At 67.3% G+C, this 15,482-nt stretch carries 12 protein-coding genes; 5 read left to right on the top strand and 7 right to left on the bottom strand.

Translation table 11 applies throughout. The features are described from left to right. Positions 1–42 precede the first annotated feature (42 nt). The 5 genes from AC1DCZ_RS02900 to AC1DCZ_RS02880 all read right to left on the bottom strand — a co-directional run bounded on the left by AC1DCZ_RS02900 (position 43) and on the right by AC1DCZ_RS02880 (position 3,884). The gene (locus AC1DCZ_RS02900; protein ID WP_476896586.1) at positions 43–1,161 is read right to left on the bottom strand and encodes an FUSC family protein; all 1,119 of its coding nucleotides are present in this window, start codon (positions 1,159–1,161) and stop codon (positions 43–45) included. Positions 1,162–1,192: 31 nt separating this feature from the next. Then, positions 1,193–1,411, bottom strand: a complete 219-nt coding sequence (locus AC1DCZ_RS02895) for a hypothetical protein (protein WP_476896587.1) — start codon at positions 1,409–1,411, stop codon at positions 1,193–1,195. A gap of 260 nt (positions 1,412–1,671) precedes the next feature. After that, complete coding sequence (locus tag AC1DCZ_RS02890) at positions 1,672–2,745, bottom strand: glutathione S-transferase family protein (RefSeq protein ID WP_476896588.1); 1,074 nt, start codon at positions 2,743–2,745, stop codon at positions 1,672–1,674. Between the two features lie 9 nt (positions 2,746–2,754). After that, positions 2,755–3,534, bottom strand: coding sequence for a M50 family metallopeptidase (locus tag AC1DCZ_RS02885; protein WP_476896589.1), 780 nt, complete (start codon positions 3,532–3,534; stop codon positions 2,755–2,757). Further along, positions 3,531–3,884 (bottom strand): TraR/DksA family transcriptional regulator, encoded by a 354-nt coding sequence (locus AC1DCZ_RS02880; RefSeq protein WP_476896590.1) that lies wholly within the window; start codon positions 3,882–3,884, stop codon positions 3,531–3,533. Before AC1DCZ_RS02880 ends, AC1DCZ_RS02885 begins: the two co-directional genes overlap by 4 nt. Before the next feature lie 187 nt (positions 3,885–4,071). Between AC1DCZ_RS02880 and AC1DCZ_RS02875 the strand changes: the two genes are divergently transcribed. Genes AC1DCZ_RS02875 through AC1DCZ_RS02865 form a run of 3 tightly spaced genes read left to right on the top strand, consistent with a single transcriptional unit; the run spans position 4,072 to position 7,897 of the window. Next, on the top strand, positions 4,072–4,629 hold the full coding sequence (locus AC1DCZ_RS02875) for a hemerythrin domain-containing protein (protein WP_476896591.1): 558 nt from the start codon (positions 4,072–4,074) through the stop codon (positions 4,627–4,629). Between the two features lie 9 nt (positions 4,630–4,638). Next, the gene (gene malQ, locus AC1DCZ_RS02870) at positions 4,639–6,849 is read left to right on the top strand and encodes a 4-alpha-glucanotransferase (RefSeq protein ID WP_476896592.1); all 2,211 of its coding nucleotides are present in this window, start codon (positions 4,639–4,641) and stop codon (positions 6,847–6,849) included. 25 nt (positions 6,850–6,874) lie between these two features. Beyond that, positions 6,875–7,897, top strand: coding sequence for an alkaline phosphatase family protein (locus tag AC1DCZ_RS02865; RefSeq protein ID WP_476896593.1), 1,023 nt, complete (start codon positions 6,875–6,877; stop codon positions 7,895–7,897). A 30-nt stretch (positions 7,898–7,927) separates the two neighbouring features. On the opposite strand, the gene AC1DCZ_RS02860 is transcribed toward AC1DCZ_RS02865, so the two are convergent. Next, positions 7,928–8,797, bottom strand: a complete 870-nt coding sequence (locus AC1DCZ_RS02860) for a class II glutamine amidotransferase (RefSeq protein WP_476896594.1) — start codon at positions 8,795–8,797, stop codon at positions 7,928–7,930. 286 nt (positions 8,798–9,083) lie between these two features. After that, positions 9,084–9,380: a hypothetical protein gene (locus AC1DCZ_RS02855; RefSeq protein WP_476896595.1), complete on the bottom strand. Its 297-nt coding sequence runs from the start codon at positions 9,378–9,380 to the stop codon at positions 9,084–9,086. 607 nt (positions 9,381–9,987) lie between these two features. On the opposite strand from AC1DCZ_RS02855, the gene AC1DCZ_RS02850 reads away from it, so the two are divergent. Then, positions 9,988–12,714, top strand: coding sequence for a LuxR C-terminal-related transcriptional regulator (locus tag AC1DCZ_RS02850; protein WP_476896596.1), 2,727 nt, complete (start codon positions 9,988–9,990; stop codon positions 12,712–12,714). Continuing rightward, on the top strand, positions 12,707–15,415 hold the full coding sequence (locus tag AC1DCZ_RS02845; RefSeq protein WP_476896597.1) for a helix-turn-helix transcriptional regulator: 2,709 nt from the start codon (positions 12,707–12,709) through the stop codon (positions 15,413–15,415). Before AC1DCZ_RS02850 ends, AC1DCZ_RS02845 begins: the two co-directional genes overlap by 8 nt. Positions 15,416–15,482: the final 67 nt, after the last annotated feature.

Here is a 15,482-nt window from a genome sequence, read left to right as displayed (position 1 = left end):
GGCGGCGGCGATCTTCGGGATGCCGCCGCCGTGTGGCGGGCGCTATGCGCGTGCGGTCTTCACCACGCGCAGCATGCGGTGCAGGCTCAACAGGATGGACTCGACCGCGCTGGGCCCCTCGCTCGGCACATCCTCCTGGGCTACCCGGGCTGTGAGGGCATTCACGGCCGCATCAGCGGTTTCAACGAGTTCCCCCTGCCGTTCAACGCTGTCCTCTTCGATGGCGCGCAGCACATCCCCGGTCGCTGACATGGCGTCGGCCAGCGGCCCCGCGTACTGGTCCGGCACCACGAAGGGCGTGTCCGTGGCCCAGATGACATCCGAAAGGACCTGGGTGACGTCCTGGACGTGGAATGTCAGTTTCTCCAGGTCCCTCAGGTTCCGGTAATCCTGTTCCACGTCCCGGGGATAGCGCCGCCGTCGGGGATTGGCGCGCCTGCTGGCGTCGGCTTTCTGCACCGCGAGGCGGACCGAGCGGGCAGAAACCGCGAGCTTCTCAGACCGGCCTGACCAGTCTTCGTGTTCCGGCGGCCAGCTCTCTTTCAGCGCCTTGCCCATGTCCCAGAGCTGCTGGGCCAGCGCGAGCCGCAGTTCGGCGATGCTGAGCGCGGCGGCCCGGAAATGCAGCGGAGGGAAGACAAGGAAGTTCACGAGGATGCCGACCGTCACGCCGACCCCCATCTGGAACAGGTAGCCGAAGGAGAATTTGTCCGGGTTGTGCCCGCCCACCAAGAGGACCAGCAGCGCCGCTGTCGGAATCCAGTCCCCGCCGGATCCGAGCCGCGGCAGTCCCGCGAGGACCACACCCAGCGCCATCACGACGGCGACCGTCAGCGGGGAGGGACTCCCGAGGACGAACAGCATGAATGCCAGGCCGATGCCCAGCCCCAGCCCCACAAGCGTCTGCAGGCCTTGCCGCACGGATCCTGCCACGTTCTCGTACATGACCACGAGGGCGCCCAGGGGGGCGTAATACGGGTAGTCGGCTGCCGATCCCGGCATGAAGGGGGCGAGGAAGAACGCAATCCCCGCCGCCAGCCCGGCCTTGGCTGCCAGCTGCAGGCGGGGCCAAAGAAGCGCCGAGGAGACGCTGGCGCTGACGATCCGCCCCGCTTTCCGGGTCAGGGACGGTATCTTGGTCGTTTCCTCTGCGCTGTTCATCCCGGCCCACCCTAGGCGGGGAAGAATGGTGCTACAAGTGGACGAACTCCGGGCCTGCGGCCTGCGCCGCCTGCCTGACGGCGAGTGAGAGGCGCTGCGCCCGACCGCCGGTGCGGCCCTCTTCGCTGCGCAGCGGCACGTACCCGAAGCCAAGGCCATAGGAGGGATCCGCAAACCCGAGCGCCGCGCTGGCACCCTCATGGCCGAAGGCCCGACGGCTGCCGAAGTTTCGTCCCGGCTGCGGCTTCATGAACACCACAGCAAAGGCGTTGTTCTGCGGGTCCAGCCAGGGCGCCCCGCCGTCGTCGTAGAGGACGTTGCGGTAGCGCGGTTCCTGGTCCTCGGGCAGTCCCAGGAAGAAGTCGACGCCGAACGGCCGGCGCCGGCAAAGTCAGGCGCCGCGTACCCGGCAGAGCCTGCCGCGGGTGGGAGGGACTGCCCAGGGGTCGTGTCGGCGGAGGATTTCATGGCACTACCCTGGCCACCCCGGCCCCGTCTCCGGCCGTCTTCTCAACGGGCGCCGTGCCCGGGCGCGACCTCCTCGCCGGCCCGGACCGGCCCCGGCGGGGTACCGTCGCCGAACGGCCGGCCTCCGAGCGCCGCGCGGCCGTGTTCCGTGAGCCAGTTCCCCAGCTCCGGTCCGCGCGGGACGATCCCGGTGGGGTTGATGTCCTCATGGACGATGTAATAGTGCTGCTTGATCTGCACGAAATCGATCGTGTCGCCGAAGCCCGGGGTCTGGAAGAGGTCCCGTGCATAGGCCCACAGCACAGGCATCTCGCTGAGCTTTTGCCGGCCGCACTTGAAGTGTCCGTGGTAGACGGCGTCGAAGCGGGCCAATGTGGTGAAGAGCCGGACGTCCGCCTCGGTAATCGTGTCGCCCACAAGGTACCGCTGGCCGGAGAGCCGTTCTTCCAGCCAGTCCAGGGCCGTCCAGAGCCGGTCATAGGCGGCGTCGTAGGAGGCCTGGGAGCCGGCGAAGCCGCAGCGGTAGACGCCGTTGTTCACCTCGGTGAAGACCCTGCGGTTGACGGCGTCGATCTCCCCGCGGAGGTGCTCCGGATACAGGTCAGGGGCGCCGGGCCGGTGGTATTCGGTCCACTCGGTGGAGAAGTCCAGGGTGATTTGCGGGTAGTTGTTGGTCACGACCTGGCCGGTCGGGACGTCGACGATTGCCGGCACCGTGATGCCGCGGGGATAGTCCGGGAAGCGGCGGAAGTAGGCGTCCTGGATGCGCTCGATGCCGAGGACGGGGTCCCTGCCTCCCGGATCGAGGTCGAACGTCCAGGAGCGCGCGTCATGGGTTGGACCGGGCTGGCCGAGAGAGATCACGTCCTCGAGTCCGAGCAACCGCCGCACGATGACTGTCCGGTTCGCCCAGGGGCACGCGCGGGCAGCGACCAGACGGTACCTTCCCGGTTCCACACGCCAGCCGGGCTCGCCGTTGCGGCCCTCGGCCCCCGTTTTCGTGATCCGGTCCTCGATGTAATTCGTGTCCCGGGTGAACTCCGCCCCGCCCGTGACGTAGGCGCCTTTGGTGCTGAAACCGGGGTCGTCAGTGTGCGTTGTCTTGCTGTGGCTCATGGTCCCAGCCTATGCCGGGGAAGGGCCGCCGCCGAGCAGGACAGCAAGGACCTGTGCCATCGGCTGCCACGCAACCCACCAGGATCCCGCCACCACCGCGGCGAAGAAGAGAATCCAGATGGCGGCGGGAACAGATGTGGCCCGGTAGAGCAAGAACGCGTCCGAGGTCGGAAGCCGGTCCCGGTGCCGCAGGTGCACGTTGGCCAGCTTGCCGAGGTCCCGGACTGCGGCCACAAGAAGCGCCAGGCCAAGAACGATCATTACGTGTCCGTTGAACTCCGGGGGTACGAACAGGACAAGGAGCCCCGCGGTCAGCACCGCGGCGGCCGTGATCAGGATGCCGATGCCGTTCCGGAGGAACACGAACGAGGCCAGCAGGACAAGCGTGCCCACGGACATCGCAGCCGGCCCCCAGCCGTTGAAGCCGCACCACACCATGGCGGCGCCAACAACGGCCGGCACGGGGTAGCCCCAGAACGTGGACCAGACGGCGGGCAGGCGTCCCCTGCTGTACGTCGTGGTGGTGCCGGAATGGTCCAGACCCAGGCGGATCCCGCCGAGGCGCTGACCCGTCATGAGGGCGGCGAACGCATGGCCCAGTTCATGGGTCACCGTCGCGAACAGTCCAAAGTAGCGCCACGTGATACGGGGCAGGGACACAGCAACGGCGAGAAGGATCACCACAGTCAGCTCGGTTCCCGTGACGTGCGGGCTGGGAGAATGCGTGAACCCGGCGAGGATCCGGTCCCACCAGGCCCCGGCAATGTTGTCGGTGGCCGCGGTAGTCATGGCCTGCCCGCCGAATGCTCGATGCAATAGGGGGTCCAGGGCCTGGCCTCGAGCCGGCCCTCCGCGACGGGTCCCCCGCAGACGGCGCAGATTCCATAAGTGCCGTCCGCTATCCGGGCCAGGGCCGCCTCGATCTGGGCCAGCCCCTTCCTGCTCTGCTCCAACAGCGCAGAGGCCTGGGAGAGCTCGAATGCGATCGTGGCACCCTCCGGATCGTGTTCGTCGTCGACGTTGGAGTCCTGCCGTGCGGCGTTCACCGAAGTGATGTCCTGGCGGAGTGCGGGAAGGAGGGCAAGTTTCCGGTCTCGCTCCGCGAGCAGGAGGATCCGGAAGTGTTCGACGTCAACCATAGGCTGCAAGGCTAACGCGGACCGCGCGTCCGCGTCGAAACTGCGGGACAAAGAAGCAGATGCAGGGCGCTGCAGGACAGGGAGGGGGTCGAAAGACCCGTTTGCCGGTGCACAGCCGGCCCTAGAGTGGAAAGAGGCCTACCTTTCCCGGAACAGCCACTCTTCACAGCAGCACCAGGGGGTCGCCATGGACGAGCCACGGGCCGCGGCTGCAGCGCCCGGGGATGCGCTGCCCAGGGACGCGGACGACGAAGTCCGCGCCCTTGCGGCGGTCGAGAAACACCACGCCACGATGCTGCAGCGTTTGGACGCCTTGGCGAAATCCCTCACGCACGCCGTCAAAGCGGCAGACGCTTTGGCGGAACACGCTGCCCACGAAATTCTCCTCGAGTGGTGCGAAACGGAACTCGTCCCGCATGCGCTCGCCGAGGAGGGTCCGCTGTATGGCGCGCCGCAGGTGATGCCCGAGGGCCGGCTGCTGGTGGAAAGCTTGCTGGCCGATAACCAGGTGATGGTTGCCCTGGTCGACGATCTCCGCCCGGCCCGGGGCGTGGATGCCGCGGTCACCGCCGGGGCCCTCCGCCGCATCTTCGCCCTGCACCTGGATAGGGAGAACCGGCTTCTGCTGCCGTTCATCACATCCACCCCGGGGCTTTCACTGGCCGCAGCAGTGGAGGGGCACGAGGAACTGGTAGGCGAATCCCACATCCACGGGGAGGGCGCGGACCGCCGCGGCAGCGTCTAGAGTGGGCCCATGGCGGACCCTACGCACCACGATGACGCGCATCTCGCAGGCGGGCTCCTGCACGAGCTGGCAGCGGCCCACGGCGTCGGAACAAGCTACTGGGGCTGGGACGGCGTCGAACGTTCAGTGCCGGCAAGCACCCTGCACGGGGTGCTCGCGGCGCTGGGCATCCCCTCCCACGGCACCGAGGAGATGCAGCGGTCCCTGCACGAGGCCCGGCTGGCGCCGTGGCGGCGCATCCTTCCCCCGGTTCTCGTGCTGCGGGAAGGCCAGGAGATCCATGTTGATGTCCACGTCCCGCACGGAAGCGGGGTCTCCGTCTGGATTGATGCCGAGGACGGCAGCAGGCACGACGCCGCCCAGCGGGAGAACTGGGACGAACCCACAGAGGTCGACGGCGTCCTCACCGGACGCGCGACCTTCGCCGTTCCGGACCATCTCGCCCTTGGCTGGCATACCCTGCGGGCAGACGCCGGCGGCGTGCTCGCCGAGTGCCCGCTCGTCGTGACCCCGCGGCAGCTGCGCACCACCGGGCAGCTGGCGGGACGGCGCCACTGGGGGCTGACGGCCCAGCTTTACTCCGTCCGGTCCTCACGGTCGTGGGGGATCGGCGATTTCACGGATCTCGCGGACCTTGCCACCATTTCGGGGCTGGAGGGCGCCGGTTTTGTCCTCGTCAACCCCCTCCACGCCGCAGAGCCGGCCCCGCCGGTGGAGGATTCCCCGTACCTGCCCACGACACGGCGCTTCTTTAACCCGCTCTACTTGAGGGTGGAGGAGGTTCCCGAGTACGGCTACCTCGACGCCGCCGGGCGGAGCCAGGTGGCACGGCTGGCCGGGGGATTCCACACGGCCAACCGGTCACCGGAGTTGTTGGACCGGAATGCGAGCTACGGGGCTAAGCTGTCCGCCCTGGAACTGATCTTCAAGATCCGCCGGGACCCGGCCCGGGCCCGGCAGTTTGCAGCGTTCTGCGCCGAACAGGGGCCAGGGCTCGACGATTTTGCCCTGTGGTGTGCGCTTGCCGAAAAACTGCCACCACAGGCCCCGGAGTGGGCGGACGCGGCCGCCTTCCCGGGAACGCCGTACTGCGCGGAGCAACGGACTGCGCTCGCGGACAGGATCGAATTCCACCGCTGGCTGCAATGGTGCTGCGACCAGCAGCTGGAGTCGGCGCAGCGCTCGGCCAGACAGTCAGGCATGGAAATCGGCGTCATCCATGATCTGGCGGTCGGAGTAAAAATCGGCGGCGCCGACGCCTGGACACTTTCGGGCGTTCTGGCGAAGGGCGTCACCGTGGGGGCGCCGCCGGACATGTTCAACCAGCAGGGCCAGAACTGGACCCAGCCACCGTGGCATCCCGGCCGCCTCGCCGAATCCGGCTACGCCGCCTACCGCGACATGCTCAGAACCGTGCTCCGCCATGCCGGCGGGATCCGGGTGGACCATATCCTGGGCCTGTTCCGGCTGTGGTGGATCCCGGCCGGGGCGGGTCCCGGTCAGGGCACCTACGTCTACTACGACCACGAGGCCCTCATCGGCATCCTTGCCCTGGAGGCCCAGCGCGCCGGGGCGGTTGTGATCGGCGAGGACCTCGGCGTGTTCGAGCCCTGGGTCCGGGACTACCTGGCCGAGCGGGGGATATTTGGCACCTCAATCCTCTGGTTCGAACATGACGCGGATGGCCCGATCCCGCCGGAGCGGTACCGCCGGCAGTGCCTGACCAGCGTCAACACCCATGATTTGCCTCCGACGGCGGGCTACCTGGCCGGTGAACACGTCACCCTCCGTGAATCGCTGGGACTGCTGCAGCGTCCCGCCGACGAAGAACGCGCCGAGGCAGCTGCCGAGCAGGAAGCCGTCCTGGCGCTCGTCCGGGAACGCGGACTCCTGCCGCAGACGGGCCGCCCGGACGTCCGGTCGACGGTGGAGGCCCTGTACGCGTTCACGGCGCTGTCGCCGTCCTCGCTGCTCGGAGTTGCCCTCGTCGATGCTGTGGGGGAGACGCGCACCCAGAACCAGCCGGGTACCAGCACGCAGTACCCGAACTGGTGCATCCCGCTCGCGGGACCCGGCGGACCCGTCCTTCTGGACGGCCTGTCCGATATCCCGTCGTTCCGCGACCTCGTCGGGACCGTCCGGACAGCCCTCCATGCCGAAACTCGAGACGGGCGGACCGGAAGACCGACACTGCTACCGCCGGAAAGCCATGACACGTAGTGCCCAGTCCCGCTAGCATGATCCGATGAGGCGAATTGGTGGACGCGCTCTCGCCGGCGGCTTTGCGTTGGCCCTGTTGCTGGCGGGTTGCACTCCGTCACAACCGGACCCTCCCCAGCCCCCGACTCCGTCACGTTCGAGCCAGCAGGCAGCCACCCCGGACACGAGTGACCCGCCGTCCTCCGCGGAGTCCTCCCGGCCGCCGTCGTCCCCTGCTAGCGTCGCGCCGACGGCGCCCCCGCATGCCGCCCAGGGGGCCGGCACCGGGATCGACCACATCGTCATCATCGTCCAGGAAAACAAACCCTCCTCACAGATCCTGGGCGGCAACGAGGCCCCCTATTTCAACAAGCTCGCGGGCGAGAACGCACTGGCCAGGAATTACCAGGCGATCATGCACCCGAGCCTGCCCAACTACCTCGCCCTGACCAGCGGCACCAACGCCGGGATCACCAGCGACTGCAAACCGAAAGACTGCACGGCAGCGGTGCGGAACATCGCCGATGAGGTCTCCAGTTCCGGACGGACCTGGAAAATGTACGCCGAGGGAATGCCTGCGCCGTGCGGGGCAGAGAACTCCGGACGGTACGCGGTGAAGCACAATCCCTTTATGTACTACCCCTCCGTCACGTCGGACAAAAACTCCTGCGCCGCGCATGTGGTGCCTTCGATCGGGTTGGACCAGGACCTGGCGTCCGCTTCAAGTCTTCCGAACTTCGTCTTCATCAGCCCCGACCTGTGCAACGATACGCACGACTGCCCTGTCCGCACCGGAGATGACTGGTTGTCCACGCAGGTCGGTAAGATTCTGGGCTCGCCCGCGTTCACGACCCAGAACTCCCTGCTGGTGGTCACGTGGGACGAGGGCAGCGGTAAGGACAATCGGGTGGCCACGGTGTTTGCCGGGCCGGCCGCCCGTAAGGCGTTCAGCTCCGATGCTGCGTACAGCCACTACTCCTTGCTCCACACGATCGAGGAAGTGTGGGGGCTGCCGGCCCTGACGGACAATGACCGGAACGCTCCGGTCATGACCGAACTGCTCAAATAGGCACAGTCCCCCGGGCTGCCCGCGCCGAGGTCAGGGCCGCTGGGATGCCGCGGCGGCCGGGTCAAGATCGGACAGCGTCAGTGGATGGGCGGGTGCTCCTGGGAAGGGAAAGCTGGCCGTGACCGCCAGATCCGGACCCACGTGCACCAGTTCACCAGCCTCCACAGGTCGCCACGCCGGGTTGTGATCCATGGGTTCGGTGGCGATCAGGACATGCGAGGAGCCGGCGAGGTCTTCACTGCGTGCGTGGATACGGTGGCTCCGGGCGTCCAGAGGCGCTGCCGGGCCGTGGACACGGGCGGGGTTCCGTTCCAGGATGTGCAGCTCATGAGTGGCCGGGTACCTGACCGCCCAAAGATCCGTCGCCGTCGTCACGATGAGGTTCAGGCTCAACACCGGCAACTCCTTGGCGACCCAGGTCACGGCACGGGCGATGCCTTCTCCGACGTCGCCGGCAGCCCTGCGGCTCTCGGCGGTGATGAGGGCGAAGAGCCGTTCGCTGTCCGTCTGGCCGTGCACGAGGTCCCCGACACCCAGCGTGGCCAGCCGGTGCTCGAGCCGTTCCAGGCCGCCAAAGGCGCCGTTGTGCGCGAACAGCCGGCCGTCCTGCTCAAACGGGTGCGTGTTGGCCAGCGTGTGTGCGCCGATACTGGCATATCGGACGTGGGCAAGGAACGTCGTGCTCTTCAGGTCCCGCGCCTCGCGGGCGAACGCATGGTCCTCCCAGGCGGCCAGCGGCTGCTTAGCCACATGGGCTGTGCCGTCGGCGTCGTAGGTGCCTATGCCGGCCCCGTCCGGCTCGCGCCGGCTCTGGTCTGACAGGCTGTCCGGAGCGTCCAGCAGCCAGAACGTGGCCCGGACCGGCAGGGGACCGGCGTGCAGGCCGAACAGTCGGCACATAGGGACTCCCTCGCGTGTTGTTCGCTGGCAACGCCAGATGCCACCATCATCGCCGATGCGGGCCCGGGGGCTCGGCAATCGCCGTCGCACAACAGTCTGCCCGATGATTCGAAAACTGCGTCACGACAAGACGGGCCATAAGTCCCTTATCCCGGTCCCTGAACGATGGATAGTGTGTTCAGGGATCGGACGTGGACGCCACACTGCGGCGCACGGCGAAGAAAATCCAAATTCCCGGGGGGCGACCGTGCCTGAACGCGATGCACACGGTCCGATCAGTGGGGCGTCAGGCGCCCTTGCCCGGAGTGTAATAGTTGTGCACCTCATGGAACGACATTGTCGGAGGCCCCGCAAAACCGGCTTTAGCGCTGAGGGGCCCGAGCTTTTCCTGAGCGAAGGCATCGAACTGTTCGCGGCTCTCCCAGACATCGGTGACTTGCAGCCCCTTGTCGGTCATGGTTGCCCAATGGGAAATGGATCCTGCGGGGCCCGGACCACCTGCGGTGAGGCCCATCAATCTGTTGATCTCGTCGTACTGCTCGAGGGTGGTGCCGTCGAACTCCATGATGATCGCAACCGCCATGACATGCTCCCTGAGGCGTGCAGGCTCACGAACGGTGGCCTGCGAATGGATGGGTACGGCCCTGTCTACGCCTGGTTTCCCAGTTCCGTCAACAGGCAGAAACCAGGCGGCCGCCCGGACCTACAGGGCCGTGCGCGGAGACACAAAGAAGGCCCTGGAATCAGGGCCTTCTTTGTATTGTGCGCGGACGGGGACTTGAACCCCCACTGAGGATGGTTTTTCGGCTGATTTTCGAAACTAAGCCCGTCAACACGCGGGACCGGCCATGACCGGTGGACCGCCTCCAGCGACTTTCGCTCGTTGTCATCCTTCGTTGCTGGAGGGCAGGTCCCGTGTTCCACAGGGCGTGTAGGGAGCGCCTGCGTCTGCGCCCGACGTTGAGTGTCCGGGGCGCCAGCGCCAGAGGGTCGGGCATGACGATACGGGCAGCGTCGGCGAAGGGCAGTCACGGACCGGGCAGGTAGTAGATTCCGGAGGTTGAGTACCCGTTGACGCCCGCCATCAGGACCGCAACAGGCAAATCGAGTACACGTTACTCGTGTACCTGTGTAGCGCACTTCGTAGGTTGGGGTTACTGGGTCTCCAACTGATACGAAGGTCTCGCATCATGTTCACTTCAAATGCTGTTGCCTCAATCTCTGTTGCTGCAGGCAACTCTAATAATCGTGATTCCGAGGTCCCGGACGGGGCCAAGGGGAAGTCCCGCCCCGCGTGGTGCCGGCAGGACCTGGTCGAGGACATTCTCGGCTCCCTGACCGGCCAGGGCTCACCCGGCGGCTCCTGCGGCGCGGTGGTAGTTGGGGCGCCGGGAGTGGGCAAGACCTTTCTGGCCCGAAAGGCGCTGGAACGGCTGGACGACGGTTACCTGGTGGTGCAGGTAAAAGGCAGTTCCATCTCGGCGTCGACGCCTTACGGCGCCCTTCGACCGCTGCTCACCGACCTCGAAGAAGGATGCGCCGAACATCCGCTTAGGGTGGTTGCCGGGCTTGCCCGGTTGCTGCGGGATCGGGCAAAGGGACGCAACATCGTCCTGTTTGTGGACAATGCCGAAGGCCTGGACGAGCTCGCCGCGCTCGTCATCAACCGGCTGACGGTCCATGGAACGGTCCGCCTGCTGGCCACGGGAGAGGATCTGCTGGCGGCCCCGGGCGACCTGGTCTCGCTGTGGAAGGACAGACTGATCGGACGGACAGACGTCGGCGCCTACAGCCTGGCCGAGGCAGTCCAGTGGCTGCGCAGCTTCTGCGCAGCCGAGGTCTCAACTGCGGCAGCGGCGGCCTTCTGGAATGCCAGCCGCGGAAATCCGCGGGTGTTCGAACTGATCCTGCGCGATCAGATTGACGCCGGCACCTTCATTGAGGACGACGGTGTCTGGGTGCTGACCAACAGCACATTCGTATACGGCGCAAACTCCAGGGACGCCGTCAGGGCCTGGGTCAACCCGGAGTCCGAGGCGGAGCGACAGGTCCTGGAGCTGCTGGCACTCAGCGGCGGAATGCCGTTGAACACGCTCCTGCGCCTGTGCAGTGCCGAAGCCCTCGATTCCCTCATCGGGAGGGGCCGCCTCGACGTGGCAAGTGGCCGGCGGCCCCTTGTCCGACTCTCGAACCCGCTGGCGGAGCGCGCGATCCGCCAACGCGTCCCCAGCGGCCGAAGCAGGGAGCTGTGCCGGCTCGCTGCGGTGACCCAGCGCGCAGCTGACAGGTCGGCCGCGGAAGCCCTGGAGATGGCGCGGTGGGCCCTCGACTGTGGGGAGGCCTTGTCCGCCCAGGAGGCCAGGGATGCTGCCCGCCTGGCCAATTTCGCCGGTCAGCCGCAGCAGGCCCTGAGGTTCGTGGAGCTCCTGACACCGCCGGAACGTGGAACCGCTTTGGCCCTTCAGGCCCGGGCGTACGCAGCCTTGGGGGAAGTCGCAAAGGCCGAACAGCTCTTGTCCCCGGATGCCCTTGATGCCATGGACCTTCCGCTGGGCTGCTGGGTTGAGACGATGCTGGTGCGCTGCTCCGTCCTCGCGGCCCGTCCAGGCCGCGGACCGGAAGCGCGGGCCGCGTTGGACCGGGTGGAGGTCCGGCTGAACGGACCTGAAGCCGCCTCTAGCCAGGGTGCTGCCGGCATCGCCGCGCTGCGGGAGGACCTCGCCCTGGCCACGGCCGAACTGGACCTCGGCGAGGGCAGGTACCGGCAGGCGACGGATGCGCTGAGCCGGCTCTATCCTGCGTGCACGACCAGAGGGAAGACTGTGCATGCTGCGACGCTGTTATGGCAGGCCTGGACGATTGGGGGACGTCATGCGGACGCCCGGGCCCTTGTCCTAGACGTGCAGATGCGCTTCACCGCGGAGGAGCTGGCGGCAGTCAGCGCCCGGTCCACGGACCAGGCGCTGATATGCGTCCTCCTTGGGGCGGCCCCGGATCCCCAGCTTCGCCGTGGCCCCGAGGCAGAGCGGTTCGGCGACGGGATCGCCGTCGTCGCCGTTGCATTGACCGAACTCGCGGAGGGGGCCCTGGACGCGTACTGCGGACGGGCGGAGCGCGCGCTGCAGCGGCTGTTGCCGGCACACAGTCAGCTGGGGCAGCTGGATACGTCCGGGGCGCAGGCTTTGGCCAGTGCCGCGATCGCCTACTGCTACGCCTTGCTCAGGGAAAACGACAAGGCCCTGCAGTATCTGCGTTCCGTGGAGCTGGACGGCCGTTGCCCGTCGCAGCTCTCCTTGAGCGTGCGTTCGTTCTTTCAAGTGCTCGCCTCTGCCGAGCTGGCGTCCAAAGAAAAAGCCGGTGTGCGGCTGCTGGGACTCGCCGAGGAGGAACGCCGACGCGGTGCGAAACTCCCTGAGCTGGTCTTCCTCTGCGCTGCTGTGCGCCACGGCTGTCGGGGCGCCGCCGCGCGGCTGGTCGCGGCGTCCGCTGCCGTCCAGGGGCAGTTCGCAGACGCCAGTCGCCTGTTCGGAACGGGCATTCTGGAACAGGACAGCGCCGTACTGTTGGAGGCCGCTGAAGCCGCCGCCGGCATGGGCGATGACCTGTTCGCCAGGGACGCCGCCCGGGAGGCCCAGAGGGTTGCCGACGCGGCGGGGGACCGGGCTGCGGCCCGCGCGGCCAGGCGCCGGATCAGCAGCAGTGTCCAGAAACTGGGCGTCATGCCGACGGAGGAGGACGGCCCGACGCTCACGGCGCGTGAACACGAGGTGGCCCAGCGGGCGGCCGCGGGTGAGAGCAACAAGGCCATCGCTGCGAAAATGTTCATTTCCGTGCGGACGGTGGAAGGGCACCTGTACCAGATTTACGGAAAGCTCCAGGTAACCAACCGCGCCGACCTGAAGATGACCTTTGCGTAGAGGACCGGCGGACCTGGACAACGACGGCTTTCCCCGCCTCCTGGTGGGCTGCACCGATCTGGTAGCTTCCATCGTGGCCACGCTGCAGCATCCTGACCGGCTGGGAGTCCTGCTGGCGGGGGACGCCGGCTTGGGAAAGAGTGCGCTGGCCGGGGCGGTGCTCCGGCAGCTCGGCCCGACGGTCAAGCCCTTCTGGATCTTTCCCGCAGCGGCGATGGCGGAGCTCCCATTCGGCGCACTGGCCCCTTATCTGGACTCCTATCCCCTGACCGTGTCCGAATCGCGGCCGTCAGTGCCCCGACGCATGGAGAAGATGCTGAGCCGGCGGCTCGAAGCCGGCGAGCCCAAGGCACTTGTGATCGTGGAAGACGCCTGGAACCTGGATGCAGACAGTGCCAGGGTGCTGGCGCAGCTGGCCATGACGGGCCAGGTAAAGCTGCTGGTGCTCTCCAGACCGAAGCCGGGACCGCCGGCAGCTTTTGTTTCCCTCGGGGACGAGGGGATGCTGCGGCGCTTTGACCTGTCCCCGCTCACCGATGTGCAGGCGCGCGGGCTCTGTCGCCAGGTGCTGGGCGGTGAGGTTATCAACAGCGCCAGTACCGTCTTAAGCAGGATTGCAGGCGGAAACCCCCTGCTCCTGCTGGCGCTGATCCGTCAGGCCCGGCGCACCGGTGAATTGGTGCTGCGTAACCACGTGTGGATGCTGAAGAACTTGCAACTGCGGGTCGATCAGCAATTGAGGGATCTGGTCCGGGAACAGCTCACCTGCAGGTCTGCGGCCGAGACGGAGATCCTTGAGACGGTCGCGCTCGCGGAGCCTCTGCCCCTGGCCTGGCTGCACCGGCTCGCCAGTGAGTCGGACGTGGACACCCTGGCAGAGGACCGGCTCATCATCATCGCCCAGGGGCCGCAAAGGTTGGTGCGGTCGGCCTCCCCGCTGCTGGGAAAGGTCGTGCGCGTCCTTGTTCCTCCGGCCCGCAGCATGATGATCCGCTCCCGCATCCTCGATGTTGCCGACGGCACGGTGCCGGAGGAGACGCAGACCAGGCTGGTCTGCTGGTCGCTGGACTGCGGAGCCGCGGTCCCCGACGAGCAGCTGTTGGGTGCGGCCGCCAGCGCCAACCGGCATTTCGAGCCAATGGTAGCGCTTAAAACGGCCGGAGCGATCGATGGCGACGTGTTCCGGGCGGCAGCGAAAGTCCAAATGGCCGACGCCCATTTTCACCTTGGTGATCTTCCCCGCGCGGCGGCGCTGCTGCAGGACTGCGTCGACTCCGCCACGGACCTCGCGACGGCGGGGGCAGCTTCCATCCTCGCCGCCCGCGTGCATCTGGGGATGGGAGGGCAGACGCTGGGACTGAGGAGGATCGCCGCCTCCTGGCGCGCGTCGGAGCAGCGTCTGGGCGCAGGGAGCCCGGCGTCCGGACCGGCCGGTACTGACGGTAGCCGGCTGCTGATTCTGCATGCACTTCACTTGGAGGGACGCTACGCCGAGATCGAGGATGAGCTGGCCGCGCGGGTGGCCGACACCGGGGCGGACCCCATCACCCGTGCCACGATTCTCTACCTCTGGGCTGAATTGCTGGCCGCCACCGGACGGCCGGACGGTGCCTCCCGGGCGAGCGGCGAAATCCTGCAGCTGCTGGGGGGAAGTTCCACGGCGCAGTTCCGGGCCTATGAACTGGCGCGCTTCAAGCATTCGCTGGCGCTGGTTCGCCTGGGGCGATGGAACCTGGTCGCTAAGCCCCTTACAGAGGCGCCCTGGCACGGATTTCGCAGCGGGCTGCACTTCAGCGGGGGACAGTACTTAGTGGAAGGGCTGGCGGCGCTGAGAAAGGGTGACATGGTGACCGCGCTGGGCGGTCTTTCGGTCACCATCGAGGCCTTCTATGAATCCGACTTCGACCACCTCCTGCCGTACGCTTTGGGCCTGGCGGCCTATGCGGCTTCCCTGCTCGGGAGAAACGACGTGGTGGACAGCTACTCCGAGGCCTTCAACCGCGTCCCCTATCAAGGGTCCGAGCACTTCCAGCTGATGGGGCAGGCCTACCTCGCGGCAGCACGGGCGGGTCTGTATGGGGCCGCAAACGGCGTCCGGGAGCTGGCACTGCTGGCTGATCGGGCGCAGGGCAAGGGACTGCTCGCGGCGGAGCGGGATGCCCGTGAACTGGCGCTGCGGCTGGGCGACAACGGCCAATTGCCGCGGCTGGTGGAACTGACGGATCACGGCGAGGGCCCGGAAGCCGAGTGCCTCAATGCCTACGCGCGGGGCGTTCTTCAGCGTGACGCTGAGCAGCTGATCGCGGCAAGCGAAAGGGCGCAGGCATTGGGGTACCACCTGCTCGCGGCGGAATGCCTTGGCAGGGCCGTCTCGTTCCTGAATGGCAGCGGGGACCGCAAGCGCGTTCGCGCCGTGGCCCACCTGCTCCAACTCAGGCGCAGGGAGCTGGCGGGAATCAGCGCCCTGCCCCTGTTCGGCGCCGATGACGCCACCTCCCTGACGCCCAGGGAACGCGAAATTGTCACCATGGTGATCAACGGCAACAGCAACCGTGAAATTGCCCAGCTCTCGACACTGTCGGTCCGCACTGTTGAGGGACACCTCTACCGCGTCTTTAGCAAGCTCGGCATCAACCGCCGCGAAGACCTGACGAGTGGTGACCTGATGGCTGTGCGAAGCGGCGCGCTCAGCCCCCGCTGAGGGCCGACAAGAACAGGAGCAGCGGTGAGGGATGCCTGGCCTGCCTCCATGGCCAGGCCAACAGGAA

This window comes from Arthrobacter sp. 10N418, assembly GCF_056394725.1.
This window is presented reverse-complemented; position numbering and strand designations above follow the sequence as displayed.

Coding starts and splice junctions, on each gene's coding strand:
- AC1DCZ_RS02880 (WP_476896590.1), bottom strand. CDS start 3,884: ATGGTTGACGTCGAACACTTCCGGATCCTCCTGCTCGCGGAGCGAGAC.
- malQ (WP_476896592.1), top strand. CDS start 4,639: ATGGCGGACCCTACGCACCACGATGACGCGCATCTCGCAGGCGGGCTC.
- AC1DCZ_RS02895 (WP_476896587.1), bottom strand. CDS start 1,411: ATGAAGCCGCAGCCGGGACGAAACTTCGGCAGCCGTCGGGCCTTCGGC.
- AC1DCZ_RS02900 (WP_476896586.1), bottom strand. CDS start 1,161: ATGAACAGCGCAGAGGAAACGACCAAGATACCGTCCCTGACCCGGAAA.
- AC1DCZ_RS02890 (WP_476896588.1), bottom strand. CDS start 2,745: ATGAGCCACAGCAAGACAACGCACACTGACGACCCCGGTTTCAGCACC.
- AC1DCZ_RS02860 (WP_476896594.1), bottom strand. CDS start 8,797: ATGTGCCGACTGTTCGGCCTGCACGCCGGTCCCCTGCCGGTCCGGGCC.
- AC1DCZ_RS02865 (WP_476896593.1), top strand. CDS start 6,875: ATGAGGCGAATTGGTGGACGCGCTCTCGCCGGCGGCTTTGCGTTGGCC.
- AC1DCZ_RS02850 (WP_476896596.1), top strand. CDS start 9,988: ATGTTCACTTCAAATGCTGTTGCCTCAATCTCTGTTGCTGCAGGCAAC.
- AC1DCZ_RS02875 (WP_476896591.1), top strand. CDS start 4,072: ATGGACGAGCCACGGGCCGCGGCTGCAGCGCCCGGGGATGCGCTGCCC.
- AC1DCZ_RS02885 (WP_476896589.1), bottom strand. CDS start 3,534: ATGACTACCGCGGCCACCGACAACATTGCCGGGGCCTGGTGGGACCGG.
- AC1DCZ_RS02855 (WP_476896595.1), bottom strand. CDS start 9,380: ATGGCGGTTGCGATCATCATGGAGTTCGACGGCACCACCCTCGAGCAG.